Below are 3,151 nucleotides of genomic sequence, written 5' to 3' on the forward strand. Positions count from 1 at the left end.
CCCCCCCCCCCGCCCCCCCCCCCCCCCGGGCGCGCCCTGCCCCCCCCCCCCACGCGGCCCCCCGCGGGGGCCCCCCGCGCCGACATCGGGCCCTGCCAGGGCAGGCCGGGCACGGCGAAGACCGCCGCCGTCAGGGCGGCCAGCGCCCAGGCCGCGCCCGCGAGCCGGGACTGGGTGCCCGCCACCAGCGCGCCGAAGCCCGTGCCCGCGGCGGCGGGGATGCCGTGGCAGGCGAGCACTACCGCCACCCGGCCCAGCGCCACGGCCAGACCGACGGCGAGCCAGCACTGTTCGCCGATCAGCGTCGCGAACGCGAACGCCTGCGCGCCGACCGCGAACACGATCGCCGCGACGCCGAACGGGCCGACGTCGCCGCCCTTCATGATCGCCCTGGCGCGTTCGGGCGGCCCGTAGCTGCCCAGCCCGTCGGCGGTGTCGGCCAGCCCGTCCAGATGCATGCCCCTGGTCCCCATGGCCAGCGCGCCCACGGTCAGCAGCGCGGCCAGCGGCGTGCTCGCGCCGAGTTAGGTCAACGTCCAGGCCACCCCGGCGGCGAGCACGCCGAGGGCTGCCCCGACCAGCGGGGCCAGCGTGATGGCGCGGGCGGCGCCGGGGCGGTCGACCTCCTCGGGCCCGCGCACCGGCAGCACGCTCAGCCAGGAGAACGCCAGCCGGACGCCCTCCGGCCAGGACATCCGGCGCGGCGCGGTCATTTCGTGAGGTTCGTGGCGGGGGTGTCGCTGTCGGGGGTGCTCACGCCCGCCTCCTCGAAGGTGGCCATCTCCGCGAGCGCGGCCACCGCGCCGCGCAGGACGGGCAGGGCCGCGACCGCGCCGGAGCCCTCGCCGAGGCGCATCTCCATCTCGATCAGCGGCTCCAGCCTCAGCTGCTTCAGCGCGAGGGAGTGCGCGGGCTCGGTGGAGCGGTGCCCGGCCACCCACCACGCGCTCGCGCCCGCCGCCAGGTCCTCGGCCACCAGCGCCGCCGCGGTCACCACCACGCCGTCGAGCATCACCGGGGGGCGGCGCTGGGCCGCGCGCGCCAGGAAGCCCGCGGTCGCGGCGATGTCGGCGCTCGCGGCCACTCGCAGCAGCGCGACCGGATCCTTGGCCACCGGCCGCGCCCGCCACATGGCGTCGCGGATGGCGGCGACCTTGCGGATCCAGCCCGCGTCGTCGATGCCGGTGCCGCGGCCCACCGCCGCCACCGGTTCGGTGTCGGTGAGGGTGGCGATCAGCACGGTGGCCGGGGTGGTGTTGCCGATCCCCATGTCGCCGGCGATGAGCAGGTCGGCCCCCGCGTCTATCTCCTCGTCGGCGATGGCGACGCCCGCGGCGAGCGCGGCGTCGACCTCCTGTGCCGTCAGCGCGTCCTCGCGGTCGATGCTGCCGCTGGAGCGGCGGACCTTGTGCGCGCTGATCGAGGGATCGGTGTCGCCGTCGACCGCCATGTCGGCGATGCGGACCGTGGCGCCCGCCGTGCGCGACAGCGCGTTGATCGCCGCGCCGCCCGCCAGGAAACCGGCGACCATCTGCGCGGTCACCTCGCGCGGATAGGCCGAGACGCCGTTGGCCGCGACGCCGTGGTCACCGGCGAACACCACCACCCGCGCGCGCTCGAACTGCTGGGGCGGGCACACGCCCTGGCAGGCCGCGACCCAGTTGCCGAGCCGCTCCAGCCTGCCCAGCGAGCCCGCGGGCTTGATCAGCCGCGCCTGGCGCGCCTCGGCCAGGGCGTGAACTCCCGCGTCGGGGGGTGCAACCGGTCCGAATCCGTGTGTCACTGGTCGAGCCTCTCGGGTCGGGCAGCGGCGTCCGCGCCGCGGATGGTCGTCGCCCAATATTGCCCCTCCGCGTCGTGCGGACCGAATACCGCCCTCGTCAGCCGGCCGGCCTGCGCCCGAACCGGCGCCGGTACTCGACCGGAGCCAGTCCGATCTGACGTTGGAAATGGTGGCGCAGCAGGGCCGCGGAACCGAAGCCGCAGCGGGCGGCGATCTGTTCCAGGCCGAGCGGGGTGTCCTCCAGCAGGTGCTTCGCGTGCAGGATGCGTTGTGTGGTCAGCCATTTGACCGGGGTGGTGCCGGTCTCGGCGGCGAAGCGGCGGGCGAAGGTGCGGGTGGACATGGCCGCGCGGGCGGCCAGCTCGTCGACGGTCATGGGACGGTCGAGGTGCTCGGTCATCCACTCCAGGATGTCGCCGAGGTTGTCGGAGGAGCATTCCGGCACCGGCCGTTCGATGAACTGGCGCTGACCGCCGTCGCGCTGCGGCGGCACCACCATGCGGCGTGCGATGCCGTTGGCGGCGGCGCTGCCGATCTCGCGGCGGACCAGGTGCAGGCAGGCGTCGATGCCCGCGGCGGTGCCCGCGCTCGTGATCAGGTCGCCCTCGTCGACGAACAGCACGTCCGGGTCGACGGTGGCCTCGGGATAGCGTTCGGCGAGCTGGTCGGCGTAGCGCCAGTGCGTGGTGCACTTGCGCCCGTTCAGCAGGCCCGCCTCCCCGGCCAGGAAAGCGCCCGAGCAGACCGTCAGCACGGTCGCGCCCGCCCGGTGGGCCTCGCGGACCGCCTCGATCAGGCGCGGATCGATCGGGCCGGTGAGCACCTGCACGGGCGCGGCGGGGATGACGACCAGGTCGGCGTCCCCGGTCTCGGCCAGGTCGTGGGCGGGGGTGACGGTGACGCCGGGCGTGGTGGAGGCCAGCGGCCTGCCCGGCTCGACGCCGCACACCTTGAAGTCGAAGCCCGGCAGCCCGTCGGCGGTGCGGTCGAGGCCGAAAACCTCGCAGACCACGCCGAATTCGAACATGGCCAGCTTCTCGAACAGCACGACGGCGACCTTCGACAGCATCCACCGAGTCTAACTGGCCGAAATTCGACGAACTATGTCAGAACAGCCACTTTCGGGGGAAATTTGCCGATCGCAAACTTACTGCCATGCTCACTCTTCTGCTCGCCCTCGCCGGCCTCGCCCTCCTCGTGTTCCTCCTGACCAGGGGCTGCGGCTGGGCCGGTTCCTCCGACGCGGTCGATCGCGACCTGGAGCGGACCCGCGCCGAGATCGCCGCCATCGCCGGCCGCGCCGACCACCGCTGACCGTCCCCGACCACCGCTGACCCTCCCCGACCGGCCCCCCCCCCCCCCCGCCCC

General features: G+C 74.8%; 5 protein-coding genes. 1 reads left to right on the plus strand and 4 read right to left on the minus strand.

The window, feature by feature from the left end:
- From QH283_RS12350 to QH283_RS12365, 4 genes are all read right to left on the minus strand, one after another.
- Nucleotides 1–488, minus strand: a 488-nt coding sequence (locus tag QH283_RS12350; RefSeq protein WP_280503144.1) for an adenosylcobinamide-GDP ribazoletransferase, incomplete at its 3' end; no start/stop codon positions are given.
- A gap of 36 nt (nt 489–524) precedes the next feature.
- Complete coding sequence (locus QH283_RS12355) at nt 525–713, minus strand: hypothetical protein (RefSeq protein WP_280503145.1); 189 nt, start codon at nt 711–713, stop codon at nt 525–527.
- On the minus strand, nt 710–1,783 hold the full coding sequence (cobT, locus tag QH283_RS12360) for a nicotinate-nucleotide--dimethylbenzimidazole phosphoribosyltransferase (RefSeq protein WP_280503146.1): 1,074 nt from the start codon (nt 1,781–1,783) through the stop codon (nt 710–712). Before cobT ends, QH283_RS12355 begins: the two co-directional genes overlap by 4 nt.
- Before the next feature lie 97 nt (nt 1,784–1,880).
- On the minus strand, nt 1,881–2,852 hold the full coding sequence (locus QH283_RS12365) for a helix-turn-helix domain-containing protein (RefSeq protein ID WP_280503147.1): 972 nt from the start codon (nt 2,850–2,852) through the stop codon (nt 1,881–1,883).
- A gap of 86 nt (nt 2,853–2,938) precedes the next feature.
- Here QH283_RS12365 and QH283_RS12370 point away from each other — a divergent pair, with 86 nt between their 5' ends.
- Complete coding sequence (locus tag QH283_RS12370) at nt 2,939–3,097, plus strand: hypothetical protein (protein WP_280503148.1); 159 nt, start codon at nt 2,939–2,941, stop codon at nt 3,095–3,097.
- Nucleotides 3,098–3,151 lie beyond the last annotated feature (54 nt).

Source organism: Nocardia farcinica, from assembly GCF_029867845.1.
In the GTDB taxonomy this organism is placed as follows: Bacteria; Actinomycetota; Actinomycetes; order Mycobacteriales; family Mycobacteriaceae; genus Nocardia; species Nocardia farcinica_A.

Bases quoted from the DNA above. Each gene is read 5' to 3' on its own strand.
- QH283_RS12370 (WP_280503148.1), top strand. From the start codon at position 2,939: ATGCTCACTCTTCTGCTCGCCCTCGCCGGCCTCGCCCTCCTCGTGTTC.
- QH283_RS12365 (WP_280503147.1), bottom strand. From the start codon at position 2,852: ATGCTGTCGAAGGTCGCCGTCGTGCTGTTCGAGAAGCTGGCCATGTTC.
- QH283_RS12355 (WP_280503145.1), bottom strand. From the start codon at position 713: ATGACCGCGCCGCGCCGGATGTCCTGGCCGGAGGGCGTCCGGCTGGCG.